At 52.3% G+C, this 17,249-nt stretch carries 12 protein-coding genes; 7 read left to right on the forward strand and 5 right to left on the reverse strand.

What is annotated here, in order from left to right; genetic code table 11:
• Positions 1-122: 122 nt before the first annotated feature.
• Positions 123-1,034 (reverse strand): recombination-associated protein RdgC, encoded by a 912-nt coding sequence (gene rdgC, locus A31E_RS20195; protein WP_024193554.1) that lies wholly within the window; start codon positions 1,032-1,034, stop codon positions 123-125.
• Positions 1,035-1,158: 124 nt separating this feature from the next.
• Between rdgC and mak the strand changes: the two genes are divergently transcribed.
• Positions 1,159-2,067, forward strand: a complete 909-nt coding sequence (mak, locus tag A31E_RS20190) for a fructokinase (protein WP_001219347.1) — start codon at positions 1,159-1,161, stop codon at positions 2,065-2,067.
• A 178-nt stretch (positions 2,068-2,245) separates the two neighbouring features.
• On the opposite strand, the gene araJ is transcribed toward mak, so the two are convergent.
• The 3 genes from araJ to sbcD form a co-directional block, all read right to left on the reverse strand.
• A complete protein-coding gene (gene araJ / locus A31E_RS20185) occupies positions 2,246-3,430 on the reverse strand; it encodes an MFS transporter AraJ (RefSeq protein ID WP_024193555.1) in 1,185 nt (394 codons plus the stop codon).
• A 125-nt stretch (positions 3,431-3,555) separates the two neighbouring features.
• Positions 3,556-6,699, reverse strand: coding sequence for an exonuclease subunit SbcC (gene sbcC, locus A31E_RS20180; protein WP_016248413.1), 3,144 nt, complete (start codon positions 6,697-6,699; stop codon positions 3,556-3,558).
• The gene (gene sbcD, locus A31E_RS20175) at positions 6,696-7,898 is read right to left on the reverse strand and encodes an exonuclease subunit SbcD (protein ID WP_016248414.1); all 1,203 of its coding nucleotides are present in this window, start codon (positions 7,896-7,898) and stop codon (positions 6,696-6,698) included. The genes sbcC and sbcD overlap by 4 nt, the downstream gene beginning before the upstream one ends.
• Positions 7,899-8,087: 189 nt before the next feature.
• On the opposite strand from sbcD, the gene phoB reads away from it, so the two are divergent.
• The 5 genes from phoB (at position 8,088) to malZ (ending at position 15,277) form a co-directional block, all read left to right on the forward strand.
• The gene (phoB, locus tag A31E_RS20170) at positions 8,088-8,777 is read left to right on the forward strand and encodes a phosphate response regulator transcription factor PhoB (RefSeq protein ID WP_000113928.1); all 690 of its coding nucleotides are present in this window, start codon (positions 8,088-8,090) and stop codon (positions 8,775-8,777) included.
• Between the two features lie 57 nt (positions 8,778-8,834).
• Positions 8,835-10,130 carry a phosphate regulon sensor histidine kinase PhoR gene (phoR, locus tag A31E_RS20165; RefSeq protein WP_000893630.1) on the forward strand — a complete coding sequence of 432 codons (1,296 nt, stop codon included), beginning with the start codon at positions 8,835-8,837 and terminating at the stop codon, positions 10,128-10,130.
• Positions 10,131-10,536: 406 nt separating this feature from the next.
• A complete protein-coding gene (brnQ, locus tag A31E_RS20160; protein WP_001515877.1) occupies positions 10,537-11,856 on the forward strand; it encodes a branched-chain amino acid transporter carrier protein BrnQ in 1,320 nt (439 codons plus the stop codon).
• Positions 11,857-11,931: 75 nt separating this feature from the next.
• On the forward strand, positions 11,932-13,305 hold the full coding sequence (gene proY / locus A31E_RS20155) for a proline-specific permease ProY (RefSeq protein ID WP_001515878.1): 1,374 nt from the start codon (positions 11,932-11,934) through the stop codon (positions 13,303-13,305).
• 154 nt (positions 13,306-13,459) lie between these two features.
• The gene (gene malZ / locus A31E_RS20150) at positions 13,460-15,277 is read left to right on the forward strand and encodes a maltodextrin glucosidase (RefSeq protein ID WP_016248415.1); all 1,818 of its coding nucleotides are present in this window, start codon (positions 13,460-13,462) and stop codon (positions 15,275-15,277) included.
• A 4-nt stretch (positions 15,278-15,281) separates the two neighbouring features.
• On the opposite strand, the gene acpH is transcribed toward malZ, so the two are convergent.
• Positions 15,282-15,863, reverse strand: a complete 582-nt coding sequence (gene acpH / locus A31E_RS20145) for an ACP phosphodiesterase (protein WP_001009874.1) — start codon at positions 15,861-15,863, stop codon at positions 15,282-15,284.
• A 295-nt stretch (positions 15,864-16,158) separates the two neighbouring features.
• Between acpH and queA the strand changes: the two genes are divergently transcribed.
• A complete protein-coding gene (gene queA, locus A31E_RS20140; RefSeq protein WP_001266487.1) occupies positions 16,159-17,229 on the forward strand; it encodes a tRNA preQ1(34) S-adenosylmethionine ribosyltransferase-isomerase QueA in 1,071 nt (356 codons plus the stop codon).
• Positions 17,230-17,249 lie beyond the last annotated feature (20 nt).

The following is a 17,249-nucleotide window of genomic DNA, read 5'->3' on the forward strand; positions in this document are numbered from 1 at the left end:
GTTTGCCATGTTATAAAAATCATTGCTCGATGTAGCGAATGATTATATTAATGACTGGTATGGCGTCACATGCCAGATAAGACGCGCAGGCGTCTTATCTGGCGTTGAAGAAAAATCAGCAATTAACGTTGTGCTTCGCCACCTAATCCTTCGATCAGGTTTTGAATTAATGCTGCCAGTTCGCCGGTCATCAGGATGAAATCGGCATCAAAACGCTGGGCGTAATCTTCACGGTCGATGTCTTCGTTTTGATCTCGCAGTTCGTCGCAGAACTTCAGGCGCTTAAGCGAACCATCGTCACACATCACAAACTGAACGCGCTGCTGCCAGTCGAGCGCCAGTTTAGTCACCACTTTTCCGGCTTCAATATGATTGGTGATCTCTTCGCAGGTCAGATCCTGTTTTTTCGCACGGATCACGCCGCCATCTTCCAGCAGCGATTTCAGCTCGGCTTCATCAAGCAACTGGAATCCCTGTGCCGCGCTACCGGAGCGTATCCATTCGGTCAACGTCAGTTCAATCGGGTTTTCCATGCTCAACGGCACAACCGGTAACGACCCCAGACTTTTACGCAGCAGCGCCAGCGTATCTTCCGCTTTTTTGGCGCTGGCGCAGTCCACCATGATCAAACCATTAACCGTGTCGATCCACATCATAGTTTGGTTAAAGCGGCTGAATGCGCGCGGCAGCAGAGAGTGCAGCACCTCATCTTTCAGGGAATCTTTTTCGGTCTTCTTCAGCTTACGCGCCTGTTCCGCCTCCAGTTTGGCGATTTTCGCTTCCAGCGCCTGTTTAATGACCGGAGACGGGAGAATTTTTTCTTCTTTACGCGCACAGATAACAATTTGACCATTGGCAACGTGCGTTAATGAATCGCTGTGCGATCCCATCGGAGGAACCCAGCCCATCTTCGCCATGTCCTGGCTGCCGCATGGGGTAAATGCCATCGAGGCTAGCTGTTTTTCCATCTCTTCCGCACGCAGCGAAATTTCGCGGCTAAGACGGTAAACCATTAAATTTTTGAACCACAGCATGATAATTTCCACGGCCTTGTCGTTAAATTTAGCGGGCATAATAACGAATTGTCGGCGGCCTTGCATTGTCAATCCGGGTGTCCGTCTCTACGCTATTGATATTGAAAAAAATAAGGAGAGTTCTGTGCGTATAGGTATCGATTTAGGCGGCACTAAAACTGAAGTGATTGCACTGGGCGAGGCCGGGGAGCAGTTGTACCGTCATCGTCTGCCCACGCCGCGCGATGATTACCAGCAGACCATTGAAACGATCGCCACGTTGGTAGAGATGGCGGAGCAGGCGACAGGGCAGCGCGGAACGGTAGGCATGGGCATTCCAGGCTCGATTTCGCCCTACACCGGCGTGGTGAAAAATGCCAATTCAACCTGGCTTAACGGTCAGCCATTCGATAAAGACTTAAGTGCGCGACTGCAGCGGGAAGTCCGTCTGGCCAATGACGCCAACTGCCTGGCGGTTTCAGAAGCGGTAGATGGTGCGGCATCAGGAGCGCAAACGGTCTTTGCCGTGATTATCGGCACGGGGTGCGGCGCGGGGGTAGCCTTCAATGGTCGGGCGCATATCGGCGGCAATGGCACGGCAGGCGAGTGGGGACATAATCCGCTACCGTGGATGGACGAAGATGAACTGCGTTATCGCGAGGAAGTCCCTTGTTATTGCGGTAAACAAGGTTGTATTGAAACCTTTATTTCTGGCACTGGATTTGCCACGGATTATCATCGTTTAAGTGGAAATGCGCTGAAAGGCCGCGAAATTGTTCGTCTTGTTGAAGAGAAAGATCCCGTTGCAGAGCTGGCATTGCGTCGTTACGAGCTACGACTGGCAAAATCGCTGGCACATGTGGTGAATATTCTCGATCCGGATGTGATTGTGCTGGGCGGTGGAATGAGCAATGTTGACCGTTTATATCAAACGGTTCCGCCGTTGATTAAACAATTTGTCTTCGGTGGAGAATGTGAAACGCCGGTACGTAAGGCGAAGCATGGTGATTCGAGCGGCGTACGCGGTGCCGCGTGGTTATGGCCGCAAGAGTAAAAACAGTTAGGCCATTGGTGCATCATGCCTGATGCTCAGGTCGGATAAGGCGCTCGCGCCGCATCCGACATCGTACTCCGATGCCTGATGTGACGCTTGCCGCGTCTTATCAGGCCTACAAAATGAGCATATCTGTACGCCGCATCCGGCAACAAGCAACGTTCACCGTGACCGCGACCTACCCCAATGGGTTCGCCAGCACCGGATTATCCACCGCTTGCTGGCGCTTATAGCGACCATACAGCAGCAACGACGACATCGCAGCAAACGAAAGCAAGGCGGCGGGCAGCGCCACGTAATTATATGCCAGCCCCAGCGTCAGCATCATACCACCGCAATATGCGCCAACTGCGCTACCGAGGTTAAACGCTATTTGCCCACCTGCAGCACCTAATAACTCTCCACCTTTGGCATTTTGCAGTAGCAGAATTTGCAGCGGTGCAGAGAGGGCAAATAATCCCGCACAACAAATAAAAGCAAAAACCAGCGACGTTGTTTTCATACCGCCGAAGAAAAAGAGCATCAGCAATGCAAGCACAATAATGAAGTCAGTCACTGCCGCAATGCGCAGCGGAGAGTAACGTCCTGAAATCCGGCCACTTAGCACATTCCCCAGTACCATCCCCAGCCCGACCAGCATCATAATGAAGGTCATCGCCGTTTCCGAAAAACCGGAAACAAACATCATGTAAGGTTTTACGTAACTGAACCAGGCGAATACCCCCGCGTTACCAAACATGGTGGCGGCAAAAATTAGCCACGGCGCGGGGCTTCGCAAAAAATGAAACTGTTCGCGCAGGTTTCCTTTCGCCTCGTCGCGAATATCTGGCACCCAAAAATAGACCGATGCCATCACTGCAATATTAAAAACAGAGATTAATAAAAAGGTGTAACGCCAGCTAAATTCCTGGCTTAAATACGTTCCCAGCGGAATACCCAGCAGATTGGCGACCGTCATCCCGGAAACCATACCCGCCACGGCGGCGGTGACTTTACCGGGTTTGATAATTTTCGATAATACAATCGCTCCGACACCAAAAAATGCGCCATGCGGAAAGCCGGAAACCAGTCGGCCAATGGCGAGCATCAGGTAAGACGAAGATAACGTAAACATGGCGTTGCCAATGACGCACAACGTCACCAGAAACAACAAGATATGTTTGAGCGAGTAGCGGTTGGAGAAGAGGGCGATTATCGGCGCGCCGACCACCACGCCCAGCGCATAATACGAAATCATATGCCCGGCGGCAGGAATCGAAACCCCCACATTATGCGCCAGCTCCGTGAGCACGCCCATAATGCCAAATTCGGCCATCCCCAGACCAAACGTGCCGAGAGCTAAAGATAAAATAACTTTATTCATACCACCATCACAACCAACAGGACGGCTACGAATCACCGTAGCCAATAAAGTGATAGCTTGCAGGATAACGACCAATCAGGCCAAGAGATAATTCGCCCCTCTGTATTCATTATCCTGCTGAATAGTTATTTCACTGCAAACGCGCTGTCCAGTTTGCTGTAGCCCAGACCGTTGATCTTCTTCACTTTGATTTGCACAGGAATACGCTCTTTCATCGCTTCAACGTGGCTAATTACGCCGATAGTTTTACCGCTGGCGTTCAGGGCATCCAGTGCATCAAGGGCGGTATCCAGCGTTTCGCTATCCAGCGTGCCGAAACCTTCATCAAGGAAAAGTGAGTCAATACGCGTTTTATGGCTGACCAGATCCGAAAGCGCCAGCGCCAGCGCCAGACTGACGAGGAAACTTTCGCCGCCGGAAAGGGTGCGGGTATCGCGCACCGCGTCGGCCTGCCAGGTATCGACAACCTCGACTTCCAGCGCCTCGCTGGCTTTGCGCTGTAACAGATAGCGCCCGTGCAGACGGGTAAGTTGCTGATTAGCGAGATGGACCAGATTATCCAGCGTCAGCCCCTGGGCGAATTTACGGAATTTGTCACCCTCTTTGGAGCCAATCAGCGAATTAAGATAACCCCAGTCCTCAACCTGCTGTGTCGTTTGAGTAATTTGCTGCATTAAGGTTTGTTGTTGCTGACGGTTGTCTGCATCCTGTTTCAGTTGCTGGCGAATCTCGCCCTGATGGGTGGTATTTTCACGCAGTTTTTGGTTAGTTTGTGCTAACTCTTGCTGAATCTGTTCCGCTGTCAAAGTGAGATCCAACCCGTCAGGCTGGTGTTGCTGATGCTGTGCCAGAGCTTCTGCCGCCTGAGTTGCCAGCGTTTGCGCCTGACGGCGCTGGTTTTCCAGATTCTGCTTGAGCTGTTCCAGTTGCGCTAGTGTTTGTTCATCCATCAGTGCCGCAAGAAACGCTTGCTGATCGGCAAAAATGCTGGCCTGTAGGGCAGCGTCAAACTGTGCCTGGACATTTTGCAGACTTTGCGCCGCCAGAACTTCCTGTTGCTGCAACGTCTGTTGCTGGCTTTGTAACGCGAGGCATTGCTCGTGAATTTGCCGCCAGTTTTCCAGCGTCACCGTTTCTTCGCTGTGCGGAAGTTCATCACTTTGCGGCAGCGTTTCCAGAATTGGCGTCAGTTGCTGGATGCGGTTTTGCAGCCCGCTTAATTCGTTCTGGCGCTGTTGCCAGATCTGCGCTTCTTGCTGACGTGCCAATAACCAGCTCTCTTCTTCATCTTCCTTCGGCAATGCCAGCGCGTAATCCGCTAATGCCGTAGAGAGTTGCTGATGGCGTTGTTCAATTTGCTGTTGATACTGGATAATTTGCTGATTATGCGCGGCAATTTGCGCCTGCAATTCTTGACGCTGATTGAGTAATTGCAGTTGCTTTTCATGCTCTTCCTGGGCGGTAAGCCACGGTTGAATATCGTCCTGCGGCTGCAAGGTGATACTGAGGCTGGCAGTGAGTGTCTGCCATTCCTGAGTAAGTGCTTGCTCATCTTGCCGGAGGCTTTGTGCTTCGTTTTCATCCCGCTGAAGCTGCCTGGTTAATGCGTCCAGTTGTCCACGTAATGCCGCGCCTTCTTCACCGAGCTTTTTCACTTCGTTTTCCAGCGTCAGTAATCGGGCCTGATTAACGCCAGGTTCCAGTGCCTGATACGCCTCTACCGCCGGGTGGCTGGTGGAACCGCAAAGTGGACAAGGTTGACCTGCTTGTAACTGTGCGCGCTGTGCTTCCAGCGTTTTGATGCGCTCTTCCTGCTCGCAAATGGTTTTGACGTCGGCAAGCTGTTGCGTTTTTTCCTTATAACGCTGGCGCATTTCGGTCAGTGCGGCGTTACGTTGCGTCTGTTCCTGCGTGACGCTCTGGATAGTGGCTTGTAACTGCGCCAGCCGTTTTTGCTGGGGAGCAATTTGCCCATGCAGTGCAATCAGGCGCTGACGTAGCGGGCGTTGTTCAGCATGTTGCGCTTGTGCGACAGCAACTTCATCGCCGGTTAAAGCTAAAGAGATAGCCGGAAGGGCATTAAGTTTTTGCCGGGCATGGGTTAATTGCTGTTGCCACTGTCGCAGATGCCCGCGTTCACTGGCCTGTTGGGAGAACTGCGCACGCCAACCCGCCAGCTCGTTGTTCCACAGACGGAAGCGGTCGTGTTCCTGTAACCACGCATTCAGGGTTTGTTGATGGTGCTGTAATTCAGCCGACTGCTTCGCCGCCTGGTGACGAATGCTCGCGCGAAACACCATTGTGCTCTGTAAGCGAGTATTTACTTCTTCAATCTGTTGGCGAGTATGCGCCAGCGCCGTAGAGTGTTCTGCAATACGTTCCCAGTGCGGACGGAGATTTCGTGCGGGTTGTGCCAGACTAAGCGCCGCCAGTTGAGGTTGCGCTTTTTCTTCTTCGGTCAACGCCAGTTGCAGAGCCTGCTGACGACGGCTGGCCTCCTGCTGTAATTCATCCAGACGTGTTAACCAGTTAAGCGATTGTTGCTCTTGCTGCTGTGCGGCGAGTAACAGCTTTTCTTCGTCAGTGAGTACCTGCAAACTTTCTGTTAATGATTGCACCTGTTCAGGCGCTAATAACGCGACGCCGCTGGCCTGCGCTTGCAGTTTCTCCAGCTCAGTGCGGGCCGATTTGTGCTGTTCAAAGACCATCGCGGAGATTTGCCCGTAAATTTCGGTGCCGGTTAACTCCTCCAGCAATTCTGCGCGTTCTTTCGGTTTAGCATTGAGGAAGGCAGCAAATTGCCCCTGCGAAAGCAGCATCGAACGGGTGAAACGTCCGTAATCCAGCCCGGTTAACGTCGCCGTCATTTCCAGCTTATCTTTCACTTTATCAGCGAGGATTTTACCGTCTGTGCAGCGCGCCAGCTCTACGCGTGGCACCTGCAAATTACCGTCCGGCTGGTTACGCGCCCGGTTCTGGCTCCAGAATGCGCGGTAGGCCTCGCCTTTCACTTCAAATTCCACTTCCGCCAGACATTCGGCAGTATCGCGGGTCATCAGGTCATTTTGCGATTGCGAAACGTTGGAGAGGCGCGGCGTTTCGTGATACAGCGCCAGACAAATGGCATCGAGCAGCGTGGTTTTACCCGCGCCGGTTGGGCCGGTAATGGCAAACAGACCGTTGCTGGCGAACGGTTCGCGGGTGAAATCAATCTTCCATTCGCCTTTTAATGAGTTCAGGTTTTTCAGGCGCAGGCTGAGAATTTTCATGCTTCGTGTTCTCCGGCGAGGGTCTGCAACGTCATGGCGAAAAGATGTTGCAGGCGTTGATGCTGCGATTCATCCAGTTCTTCCAGTGCCAGACGACGATTAAAAACGTCTTCGACGCTAAGTTCGCTGAGTGTTTCACGCTGTTGGCTGGCTAACACACGCTCGCGCTGCTCCCGACTGCGACGCACCAGTAATACTTCGACAGGCAGTGATTCGGTTAATGCCTGGATTTTGCGCTGAATATCATGCAGATACTCATCGGTAGTGATTTCAATATCCAGCCAGACAGGCGGCTCCTGTGGCACATTACGCCATTGTTCAAGTTGCGCGGTAATCGATGCCAAATCGCCTTTCAGCACTGCCATCGGTTGCGTTACCGGTACGCTCAGGTTTTCCACGCTCTCTAATTTGCCATTTGAAAATGTCACCAGATGGACATATTTACTCTTGCCGCATTCATCAAAACTCAGTGGGATGGGAGAGCCGCAATAGCGGACATGTTCCATGCCGCCAATGATCTGCGCGCGGTGAATATGCCCGAGCGCGATGTAGTCGGCCGGCGGAAAGTTTTGTGCCGGAAACGCGTCCAGCGTGCCAATATAAATGTCACGCACGGCGTCACTTTTACTCGCGCCAACGGTCGTTAAATGCCCCGTTGCGATGATGGGCAGAGGTTGATCGCCGCGCAGTTTGCAGGCATCTGCATAATGTTGTTGGTAATAATCGGTGATTGCTGCCAGCAAATGCTGCTGTTTTTCAATACCGTTAAGTCCCGCCTGGCTGGTAATAATGTCACGCGGGCGTAAAAAAGGGATAGGGCACAGTACCGCGCCAGGCGTTCCGTCGCGACGAGGCAATATTTGCGGCGCATGTCCGGCGCTGGCGACCACAGTGGTATTGAGAAACGCCATGATATCGCGCGATTCATTCAGCGTGGCTACTGAGTCATGGTTTCCTGCCAGTACCACCAGATGACAGCCTGTTTGCTGTAAATTGACAACAAAACGGTTATATAACGTGCGGGCGTAGCTGGGCGGTGAGCCGGTATCGAAAACATCACCGGCAACAATAATTGCATCCACCTGATGGGTTTGCGCTGTCTCCAGCAGCCAGTCAAGAAAGGCCTGGTGTTCAGCTTCGCGGCTTTTACTGTAGAAGTTCTGGCCGAGATGCCAGTCTGAGGTGTGAAGGATGCGCATAACAATTCCCTGGCGAAAAAGCATAGGCGCGATTATACCCAATCAGGTGTCTTATTTGCTTTTTTCTGCGCCACGGAAATCAATAACCTGAAGGGGAGTGCGACGTTCTTTTCATAAATCTGTCATAAATCTGACGCATAATGACGTCGCATTGATGATCGCAATCTATTTATTACAACAGGGCAAATCATGGCGAGACGTATTCTGGTCGTAGAGGATGAAGCTCCAATTCGCGAAATGGTCTGCTTCGTGCTCGAGCAAAATGGCTTTCAGCCGGTCGAAGCGGAAGATTATGACAGTGCTGTGAACCAACTGAATGAACCCTGGCCGGATTTAATTCTCCTCGACTGGATGTTACCCGGCGGCTCCGGTATCCAGTTCATCAAACATCTGAAGCGTGAGTCGATGACCCGGGATATACCGGTGGTGATGTTGACCGCCAGAGGGGAGGAAGAAGATCGTGTGCGCGGTCTTGAAACCGGCGCGGATGATTATATCACCAAGCCGTTTTCACCGAAGGAACTGGTGGCACGTATTAAAGCGGTGATGCGCCGTATTTCACCGATGGCGGTGGAAGAGGTGATCGAGATGCTGGGGCTAAGTCTGGACCCGACGTCTCATCGGGTGATGGCGGGCGAAGAACCGCTGGAGATGGGACCGACTGAATTTAAGCTGCTGCACTTTTTTATGACTCACCCCGAGCGTGTGTACAGTCGCGAACAGCTATTAAACCACGTCTGGGGAACCAATGTTTATGTAGAAGACCGTACGGTTGATGTCCACATTCGTCGCCTGCGTAAAGCACTGGAACCTGGCGGGCATGACCGCATGGTACAGACCGTGCGCGGTACAGGATATCGTTTTTCAACCCGCTTTTAACGCCTTGCTCGTCGGACGCAGAGCAAGGCTTGTTTGTTCATAACTGGAGTATCTTACGTGCTGGAACGGCTGTCGTGGAAAAGGCTGGTGCTGGAGCTGCTACTTTGCTGCCTCCCGGCCTTCATCCTGGGTGCTTTTTTGGGTTATCTGCCCTGGTTTTTATTGGCATCGGTAACGGGACTGCTTATCTGGCATTTCTGGAATTTATTACGCCTCTCATGGTGGCTGTGGGTGGATCGCAGTATGACGCCGCCACCCGGGCGTGGGAGCTGGGAACCGCTGCTGTATGGCTTACACCAGATGCAGTTGCGTAATAAAAAACGCCGCCGCGAACTGGGCAATCTCATCAAACGCTTTCGTAGCGGCGCGGAGTCGCTGCCCGATGCGGTGGTGCTGACCACGGAAGAGGGCGGGATCTTCTGGTGTAACGGGCTGGCGCAACAAACTCTTGGCCTGCGCTGGCCGGAAGATAACGGGCAGAACATCCTTAACCTGCTGCGTTATCCGGAATTTACGCAATATCTGAAAACGCGTGATTTTTCTCGCCCGCTCAATCTGGTGCTCAACACCGGGCGGCATCTGGAAATTCGCGTCATGCCTTATACGCATAAACAACTGTTAATGGTGGCGCGTGATGTCACGCAAATGCATCAACTGGAAGGGGCTCGGCGCAACTTTTTTGCCAACGTGAGCCATGAGTTACGCACGCCATTGACTGTGTTGCAGGGTTACCTGGAAATGATGCATGAGCAGCCGCTGGAAGGTGCGGTACGTGAAAAAGCGTTGCACACAATGCGCGAGCAAACCCAGAGAATGGAAGGACTGGTGAAGCAGTTGCTGACGTTGTCGAAAATTGAAGCTGCGCCAACACAGTTACTCAATGAAAAGGTTGATGTACCTATGATGCTGCGTGTCGTTGAGCGTGAAGCCCAGACTCTGAGTCAGCACAAACAGACATTTACCTTTGAAATAGATAATGACCTAAAAGTGTCTGGCAATGAAGATCAGCTACGCAGTGCGATTTCGAATCTGGTCTATAACGCGGTGAATCATACGCCAGAAGGTACACATATCACGGTGCGCTGGCAGCGAGTGCCGCACGGTGCCGAGTTTAGTGTTGAAGATAATGGGCCGGGTATCGCACCGGAGCATATTCCACGGCTGACCGAGCGTTTTTATCGTGTTGATAAAGCGCGTTCCCGACAAACCGGTGGTAGTGGACTGGGGTTAGCAATTGTTAAACATGCGGTGAATCACCACGAAAGCCGCCTGAATATTGACAGTACGGTGGGCAAAGGTACGCGTTTCAGTTTTGTTCTGCCGGAACGTTTAATTGCCAAAAACAACGATTAATCTGCCTTTGTCATTTTTTGTTGCCATAAGCCAGCCGACGCTGGCTTTTTTTCTTTGCAGCCAAAAAATAAGCGCTAAATCTTACAAGGGTTGGTTATTTTTTGTTCGCATGATTAGCCATGACTTTTTCGCTGAAATAGCGTTTTATACTGGTTAGTGATTTCTTATCGTTATATCCCTCTGGTTTTTAGATCCCATCTTGCTTTAAAACGTTATAAGCGTTTAAATTGCGCTTCAGGTGCTGTCATACTGACTGCATTCAAGCGGTAAATCGAAAAACTATTCTTCGCCGCGTCAGGTTGGGAGTATTTCCCGCTGAAATTGTTTAAAAATACCGCTGTATCATCCCCAGGGATTGGCACAAAAATTTAACGTTACAACACCACATCCACAGGCAGTATGATTTATGACCCATCAATTAAGATCGCGCGATATTATCGCTCTGGGCTTTATGACATTTGCGTTGTTCGTCGGCGCAGGTAACATTATTTTCCCTCCTATGGTCGGCTTACAGGCAGGCGAACACGTCTGGACTGCTGCGTTTGGCTTTCTCATTACCGCCGTTGGTCTGCCGGTATTAACGGTAGTGGCGCTGGCGAAAGTTGGCGGCGGCGTTGATAGCCTGAGCACCCCCATCGGTAAAGTTGCTGGCGTGTTACTGGCAACCGTCTGCTATCTGGCGGTGGGGCCGCTGTTCGCTACGCCACGTACGGCAACCGTCTCCTTTGAAGTCGGTATTGCGCCGCTGACGGGTGATTCTGCACTGCCGCTGTTTATCTACAGCCTGGTCTATTTCGCTATCGTCATTCTGGTTTCGCTCTATCCGGGCAAACTGCTGGATACCGTCGGTAACTTCCTTGCGCCGCTGAAAATTATCGCGCTGGTCATTCTGTCTGTTGCTGCAATTGTCTGGCCTGCGGGTTCTATTAGCACCGCGACTGAGGCTTATCAAAACGCTGCGTTTTCTAACGGCTTTGTTAATGGCTATCTGACGATGGATACGCTGGGTGCGATGGTGTTTGGTATCGTTATTGTTAACGCGGCGCGTTCTCGCGGCGTTACTGAAGCGCGTCTGCTAACCCGTTACACCGTCTGGGCTGGCCTGATGGCGGGCGTTGGTTTAACTCTGCTTTATCTGGCGTTGTTCCGTCTGGGTTCAGACAGCGCGTCGTTGGTTGACCAATCCGCAAACGGTGCGGCTATTCTGCATGCTTACGTTCAGCACACCTTTGGCGGCGGCGGGAGCTTCCTGCTGGCAGCGTTAATCTTCATCGCCTGCCTGGTCACGGCGGTTGGCCTGACCTGTGCCTGTGCGGAGTTCTTCGCCCAGTATGTACCGCTCTCTTATCGTACCCTGGTATTTATCCTCGGCGGCTTCTCGATGGTGGTGTCTAACCTTGGTTTGAGCCAGTTGATTCAGATCTCTGTGCCGGTGCTGACTGCCATTTATCCGCCATGTATCGCACTGGTTGTATTAAGTTTTACACGCTCATGGTGGCATAATTCGTCCCGTGTGATTGCTCCGCCGATGTTTATCAGTCTGCTTTTTGGTATTCTCGACGGGATCAAAGCATCTGCATTCAGCGATATCTTACCGTCCTGGGCGCAGCGTTTACCGCTGGCCGAACAAGGTCTGGCGTGGTTAATGCCAACAGTGGTGATGGTGGTTCTGGCCATTATCTGGGATCGCGCGGCAGGTCGTCAGGTGGCCTCCAGCGCTCACTAAATCACTGAAAATTTGTTTTAACCACGGGGCTGCGATGCCCCGTGGTTTTTTATTGTGTTGATGGGTTAGGAATTGATGGAAAGTAAGAACAAGCTAAAGCGTGGGCTAAGTACCCGACACATACGCTTTATGGCACTGGGTTCAGCAATTGGCACCGGGTTGTTTTACGGTTCGGCAGACGCCATCAAAATGGCCGGTCCGAGCGTGTTGTTGGCCTATATTATCGGTGGTGCCGCGGCGTATATCATTATGCGTGCGCTGGGGGAAATGTCGGTACATAACCCTGCTGCCAGCTCTTTCTCGCGTTATGCGCAGGAAAACCTTGGCCCACTGGCAGGTTACATTACCGGCTGGACCTACTGCTTTGAAATCCTTATTGTCGCCATCGCTGATGTGACCGCTTTCGGTATCTATATGGGCGTCTGGTTTCCGACGGTGCCGCACTGGATTTGGGTGCTGAGCGTAGTGCTGATTATCTGCGCCATCAACCTGATGAGCGTGAAAGTGTTTGGCGAGCTGGAGTTCTGGTTCTCGTTCTTTAAAGTCGCCACCATTATCATCATGATCGTTGCTGGTTTCGGCATCATCATCTGGGGGATTGGCAACGGCGGGCAACCGACAGGTATCCATAACCTGTGGAGCAACGGCGGCTTCTTCAGTAACGGCTGGCTAGGCATGGTGATGTCGTTGCAAATGGTGATGTTTGCCTACGGTGGGATCGAAATTATCGGGATCACCGCCGGTGAAGCAAAAGATCCTGAGAAATCTATTCCGCGTGCGATCAACTCAGTGCCGATGCGTATTCTGGTGTTCTATGTCGGTACGCTGTTCGTCATTATGTCTATCTATCCGTGGAATCAGGTCGGCACTGCCGGTAGCCCGTTTGTGCTGACGTTCCAGCATATGGGCATTACTTTTGCCGCCAGCATTCTTAACTTCGTTGTGCTGACTGCCTCGCTGTCGGCAATTAACAGCGACGTGTTTGGCGTAGGCCGTATGCTGCACGGCATGGCAGAGCAGGGTAGTGCGCCGAAAATCTTCAGCAAAACGTCGCGTCGTGGTATTCCGTGGGTCACAGTGCTGGTAATGACCACCGCGTTGCTGTTTGCGGTGTATCTGAACTACATCATGCCGGAAAACGTCTTCCTGGTGATCGCTTCGCTGGCGACCTTCGCTACCGTGTGGGTGTGGATTATGATCCTACTGTCGCAGATAGCCTTCCGTCGCCGTCTACCGCCAGAAGAAGTTAAGGCGCTGAAATTTAAAGTCCCAGGTGGGGTGGCAACGACTATCGCGGGGCTGATTTTCCTGATCTTTATCATCGGACTGATTGGTTATCACCCTGAAACGCGCATCTCTCTGTACGTTGGTTTCGCGTGGATTGTTGTGCTGTTGATTGGCTGGATGTTTAAACGCCGCCACGACCGCCAGTTGGCTGAAAACCACTAATTCCCGCTTTTGTCAGCCGGATCAGGACACATCCTGATCCGGCTATTCCGAAAGTTATCCGCCCCCGTCCTCCTCCCCCCAAATATCCTTCAGATGATGATTGATCCTGAATCAGGCTGTGGCAAGGTGATCATATTTTAATCACAGGGGATTTATGATGTTGAATGCATGGCACCTGCCGGTGCCCCCGTTTGTTAAGCAAAGCAAAGATCAACTGCTTATTACACTGTGGTTGACAGGCGAAGAGCCGCCACAGCGCATTATGCTGCGCATGGAAAACGATAACGAAGAAACATCAGTGCCGATGCATAAACAGCGCAGTCAGCCGCATCCAGGCGTAACAGCATGGCGGGCTGCGCTCTCTCTCTCCACCGGGCAGCCACGGCGGCGCTACAGTTTCAAATTGCTGTGGCACGATCGCCAGCGATGGTTTACGCCGCAAGGTTTTAGCCAAATACCGCCAGCACGGTTGGAGCAGTTTGCCGTCGATGTGCCGGATATCGGGCCACAATGGGCAGCGGATCAAATCTTTTATCAGATCTTCCCGGATCGTTTTGCCCGAAGTCAGTCACGTGAAGCAACGCAGGATCATGTCTATTATCATCACGCAGCCGGACGGGAGATCATACTGCGTGGCTGGGACGAACCCGTCACGGCACAAGCGGGCGGATCAACGTTCTATGGCGGTGATCTGGACGGGATAAGCGAAAAACTGCCGTACCTGAAAAAACTCGGCGTGACAGCGCTGTATCTCAATCCGGTATTCAAAGCTCCCAGCGTGCATAAGTACGATACCGAAGATTATCGCCACGTCGATCCGCAGTTTGGCGGCGACGGGGCGTTGCTGCGTTTGAGGCACAATACGCAGCAACAGGGAATGCGGCTGGTACTGGACGGTGTGTTTAACCACAGTGGTGACTCTCATGCCTGGTTTGACCGGCACAATCGTGGAACGGGCGGCGCTTGTCACAACCCCGAATCGCCCTGGCGTGACTGGTATTCATTTAGTGATGATGGCACGGCGCTCGACTGGCTGGGCTATGCCAGTTTGCCGAAACTGGACTATCAGTCGGAAAGTCTGGTGAATGAAATTTATCGCGGTGAAGACAGCATTGTTCGTCACTGGCTGAAAGCGCCGTGGAATATGGACGGCTGGCGGTTGGATGTGATGCATATGCTGGGAGAAGCGGGTGGTGCGCGCAATAATTTGCTGCATGTCGCCGGGATCACCAGGGCTGCGAAAGAAACCCAGCCGGAAGCGTACATTGTGGGTGAATATTTTGGTGATGCGCGGCAGTGGTTGCAGGCAGATGTGGAAGATGCCGCCATGAACTACCGTGGCTTTACATTCCCGTTGTGGGGATTTCTGGCCAACACCGATATCTCTTACGATCCCCAGCAGATTGACGCCCAAACCTGTATGACCTGGATGGATAATTATCGCGCCGGGCTTTCTCATCAACAGCAATTGCGTATGTTTAATCAGCTCGACAGCCACGATACTGCGCGATTTAAAACGCTGCTCGGACGAGACGTCGCGCGTCTGCCGTTGGCCGTTGTCTGGTTGTTTACCTGGCCAGGCGTGCCTTGTATTTATTACGGTGATGAAGTGGGGTTGGATGGTAACAATGATCCGTTTTGCCGTAAGCCATTTCCGTGGCAGGTGGAAAAACAAGATGCGGAGCTATTCTCGTTGTACCAGCGAATGATTGCGCTGCGTAAGAAGAGCCTGGCACTGCGTCGCGGTGGCTGTCAGGTGCTGTACGCGGAAGATAATGTGGTGGTGTTTGTGCGCTTGCTAAATCAGCAGCGTGTGCTGGTGGCGATTAACCGTGGCGAAGCGTGTGAAGTGGTGCTGCCCGCGTCACCGTTGCTCAATGTTACAGCGTGGCAACGCAAAGAAGGGCACGGGCAACTGGCGGACGGGATTCTGACATTGCCAGCGATATCGGCCACTGTGTGGATGAATTAACGCCTTACAACGCTTTGCGTGAAGCCTGCGCCATCATCCGCGGATAAAACTGCCAGAAGCGGCTTTCGAGCGCGTCGTAATGGGTGTCTAAATCGTACCAGGAGTCACGCAGGGCATCCAGGCGTGGGCGACGGCTTGCCATGCCGTTTAACACACTCTGGATGAAATCCATATCGCGATAACGCACCAGCCACTGCTCTGACCATAAGTAATTGTTCAAATTGATAAAGCGTGGTGGTGAATCCGGCAGAATAGTGATTACTTGCTCGCGGGCATAACAGACAAATTCCTCTAACGGAAAATCGGGCGATAGCTGCGACCAGTGGCGGGAAAGAAAGTGATCCCACATGACATCCAGCGTGATAGGCGCAACCCGGCGGGTTTCACGACGAAACCACTCACGTGCTTCGCGGACTTCCGGCAGATTGTCGGTCAAAACGTCGATACGCCGATGCATATGAATGCCAGCCACGACGTCGGGTGGAAAACTTTCTTCAGGGTTTCCACGAACAAAATCAGCCAGTAAGTTGCCAGAAAGTGAGCTTTCAGCGAGATGGGCTAAATGCAGGTGAGCTAAAAAATTCATATACACTTCATCCTTCAAACTGCCTCTTCGTTGGCTGCTAGTTACTCGGCTCATCCATGAGCCTCGCCCTTACGGGCCACCGTTACACGGTGTTCAAATCTGTTACGGACAGATTTGTCACTCACCCCAGTCACTTACTTAATGTAAGCTCCTGGGGACTCATTCAGTTGCCATCTCGATGCATCTTGAATGATTTTGTGTATAGATTATGTCATCCATCAAGGAGGGTAAAGGTTGCAGGGAGGACGCCCCGGCACTAGACTACCCGCCTCTTATTTTAGTCTGAGTCAGTGTCATGCGCGTTACCGATTTCTCTTTTGAATTGCCCGAATCCCTGATTGCCCACTATCCCATGCCTGAACGCAGTAGCTGTCGTTTACTGTCGCTGGACGGGCCGACGGGCGCGCTGACGCACGGTACTTTCACCGATTTACTCGATAAGCTCAACCCTGGCGATCTTCTGGTTTTTAATAATACCCGGGTGATCCCGGCGCGCCTGTTTGGTCGTAAAGCCAGCGGCGGCAAGATTGAAGTGCTGGTTGAGCGGATGCTCGATGACAAACGTATTCTCGCGCATATTCGTGCCTCAAAAGCACCAAAGCCGGGCGCTGAACTGCTGCTGGGTGATGACGAAAGCATTAAAGCAACGATGACTGCCCGCCACGGCGCGCTGTTTGAAGTCGAATTTAATGATCAACGTTCGGTGCTGGATATTCTCAACAGCATCGGTCATATGCCGCTGCCGCCGTACATCGACCGTCCGGATGAAGATGCAGACCGTGAACTTTATCAGACGGTATATAGCGAAAAACCGGGCGCAGTTGCGGCCCCGACCGCCGGACTGCATTTCGACGAACCGCTGTTGGAAAAATTACGCGCTAAAGGCGTTGAGATGGCGTTCGTGACTCTGCACGTTGGCGCGGGCACCTTCCAGCCGGTACGCGTCGACACGATTGAAGATCACATCATGCACTCGGAGTACGCCGAAGTGCCGCAGGATGTGGTAGACGCGGTGCTGGCAGCGAAAGCGCGCGGAAATCGGGTAATTGCGGTTGGCACCACCTCTGTGCGCTCGCTGGAAAGCGCGGCCCAGGCGGCGAAAAACGCTCTCATCGAACCGTTCTTTGACGATACCCAAATCTTTATCTATCCGGGCTTTCAGTACAAAGTGGTCGATGCGCTGGTGACTAACTTCCATTTGCCGGAGTCGACGCTGATTATGCTGGTTTCGGCATTTGCCGGTTATCAACACACCATGAACGCCTATAAAGCGGCGGTTGAAGAGAAATATCGCTTTTTTAGTTACGGTGATGCGATGTTTATCACGTACAATCCGCAGGCAATTAATGAGCGCGTCGGGGAGTAATTCCGCGGCGCTGGTTTAAA

Source organism: Escherichia sp. KTE159 (genome assembly GCF_000408805.1).
Lineage (GTDB): Bacteria > Pseudomonadota > Gammaproteobacteria > Enterobacterales > Enterobacteriaceae > Escherichia > Escherichia marmotae.

Coding starts and splice junctions, on each gene's coding strand:
- brnQ (WP_001515877.1), top strand. CDS start 10,537: ATGACCCATCAATTAAGATCGCGCGATATTATCGCTCTGGGCTTTATG.
- rdgC (WP_024193554.1), bottom strand. CDS start 1,034: ATGCTGTGGTTCAAAAATTTAATGGTTTACCGTCTTAGCCGCGAAATT.
- sbcD (WP_016248414.1), bottom strand. CDS start 7,898: ATGCGCATCCTTCACACCTCAGACTGGCATCTCGGCCAGAACTTCTAC.
- proY (WP_001515878.1), top strand. CDS start 11,932: ATGGAAAGTAAGAACAAGCTAAAGCGTGGGCTAAGTACCCGACACATA.
- queA (WP_001266487.1), top strand. CDS start 16,159: ATGCGCGTTACCGATTTCTCTTTTGAATTGCCCGAATCCCTGATTGCC.
- sbcC (WP_016248413.1), bottom strand. CDS start 6,699: ATGAAAATTCTCAGCCTGCGCCTGAAAAACCTGAACTCATTAAAAGGC.
- acpH (WP_001009874.1), bottom strand. CDS start 15,863: ATGAATTTTTTAGCTCACCTGCATTTAGCCCATCTCGCTGAAAGCTCA.
- araJ (WP_024193555.1), bottom strand. CDS start 3,430: ATGAATAAAGTTATTTTATCTTTAGCTCTCGGCACGTTTGGTCTGGGG.
- phoB (WP_000113928.1), top strand. CDS start 8,088: ATGGCGAGACGTATTCTGGTCGTAGAGGATGAAGCTCCAATTCGCGAA.
- malZ (WP_016248415.1), top strand. CDS start 13,460: ATGATGTTGAATGCATGGCACCTGCCGGTGCCCCCGTTTGTTAAGCAA.